This is a genomic window from Flammeovirga sp. SJP92 (assembly GCF_001583495.1).
Taxonomy (GTDB): domain Bacteria; phylum Bacteroidota; class Bacteroidia; order Cytophagales; family Flammeovirgaceae; genus Flammeovirga.
Window position 1 is genome coordinate 1 of record NZ_LQAQ01000008.1, and the last position, 2,111, is coordinate 2,111.

A 2,111-nucleotide genomic window follows, 5' to 3' on the forward strand; every position below is an offset into this window, starting at 1 on the left:
AAGATATTGAAAGTTTTATTCTTAATGGAATGGACTATATTTTTATTGAACATAAAGTAGGTAAAAAAGCTGGTGATAATGCTAGAATGGCGGCGGAGAAGGCTTATGATCAAATTAAAAAGGTAGCTAAGAAAAAGAAAGCTGAAGTGATAGAAAATATACTAATTAGAGTGAAATACCTTGACGATGAAGGTCAGTTACATATAATTAATTAAAGATTGATATGAAAGAAAATTTATTGCAGTTTATAGGGTTACAATTAGATGATATTCATTTCAAAGAAGAGTATTTTCAAGGTTTGTTTATTAATCCATTTGTTGAAGAATTTAAGACTATGGAATTGAAGTATGAAGTTGATAGAGAATTTGTAACAGTAATTAACAAAGAATTTGACTTTAATACTATTATCAACTTCTTAAGTTCAGATGAGTATAAAAAATGTAATATTAATATTCATTTGAGAAGTGATTTATTTTTCTTACAGTTTACAAAGTTAGGAGATAATGATTACAAAGATGAAAGAGACTATGATAAAAAATATTCAAATACTTCCATTGATTTATATTTTGATAAAAGAGCTTTGAATGAGGATAAGTTTGAAGAACTTTTCAATTATTATAAACCTTTATTCTTAGAATTAACAGTACCTATTCGATATGATCTTAGAACTTTAATTAATGATGAAACAACAAATGGTATATATACTAATGAAATTATGTTTCGTCATTTAAATGATTTTCCATTTACAGGAATATCAATATGTTGGAAGATGATCTTAGGAGAATTGAAGTTTGATGAAGATTACACTTTTGAAAAAATATCCCAAACGCCTGCTTTATATAATAGCCCTCTATTAAAACAAGTTGATGGAAGAGATTATAATTTGATCGAATTACATACCTATAAGGATTTTTATAATTATGAATCAGATGAAAGTATGAAATCTCTTAGGGAGACTTATAGTTACTTAAGAGAAGCTATGTTGGAGTTGGAAAAAAAGGACATGATTCCACCTTTGGAAGAGCGTTTTCAGTTATAATCGGGAAAGTTATTAATTGTAGAATAGTAAGAACACTTCTTGTAGTAATTTAGGAAGTGTTTTTTAATTTTCAACCTCTCATCATTCAAAAGCATAAAAGATATTGAACATAAAGTAGGTAAAAAAGCTTGTGATAATACTAGAATGGTGGCGGAGAAGGCTTATCAAAAGATTGAAGAAATAGCAAATAAGAAGAAAGTATCAGTTTTTGATAAAAGAAACCCATTGATCAGAATAAATTACCTGAACGGTGAAGGTAAATTGACAAATTATAAACCATAAAATAGATATTATGAGAGAAAATATTTTAATGATTCAAGGGTTACAGCATAAGGAAATATCTATTGCAAATAGTTTTTTTGAAGAACTGTTTTTTAATTCTTTTGTTGGCGATTTTGATACAATGCAACTTGAATATAAGTCAAAAGAAACAGATGAATATGAAATTTTAATTGAAGGCGAAGTTAATAAAAACAGACTTATATCTTTTCTGAGTGATGAAAAATATAGAAGTTATAATCTCCATGTTTACCTTAGGAATAAGGGAATCTTAGTTGACTTACTAATTTTAGGAGATATTAGATATAAAGATGAAAGAGATAATAGTACAAAATATTCTAACTATACGTTTACAATGGATTTTAATGAAATTATCTTAAATGAAGATGAATTCTTAGATCTATATAATTTTTATAAACTATTATTTCTAGAGTTTACAGTACCTATTCGTTATGATTTTGGTACTGTTATTTCAAATGAAACAACAAAAGGCAAATATTCAAATGAACTTATTTTTCGTCATAAGAATGATTTTCCATTTACAGGCATTTTAATATGCTGGAAAATGATCTTAGGTGAATTATACTTTGATGAGGATTACACTTTTGAAAAAATAGTCCAAACGCCTGCTTTATATAATACCCCTCTATTAAAACAAGTGGATGGAAGAGATTATAATTTGATCGAATTACATACTTATAAGGATTTTTATAATTATGAATCAGATGAAAGTATGAAATCTCTTAGGGAGACTTATGGTTACTTGAGAGAAGCTATGTTGGAGTTGGAAAAA

Annotated in this window: 3 protein-coding genes; all 3 read left to right on the forward strand. The window is 26.9% G+C overall.

Annotated features, from left to right (window positions below):
* Positions 1 to 215 (forward strand): hypothetical protein (locus AVL50_RS33270; protein WP_172826732.1); only part of this gene is annotated, 215 nt, incomplete at its 5' end.
* 8 nt (positions 216 to 223) lie between these two features.
* Complete coding sequence (locus AVL50_RS00385) at positions 224 to 1,039, forward strand: hypothetical protein (protein WP_062614500.1); 816 nt, start codon at positions 224 to 226, stop codon at positions 1,037 to 1,039.
* Between the two features lie 292 nt (positions 1,040 to 1,331).
* Positions 1,332 to 2,111: hypothetical protein (locus AVL50_RS00390; protein WP_157491072.1), on the forward strand; the 780-nt coding region annotated here is incomplete at its 3' end.

Excerpts from the sequence above, each read along its gene's own strand:
- AVL50_RS00385 (WP_062614500.1), top strand. The coding sequence starts at position 224 with ATGAAAGAAAATTTATTGCAGTTTATAGGGTTACAATTAGATGATATT.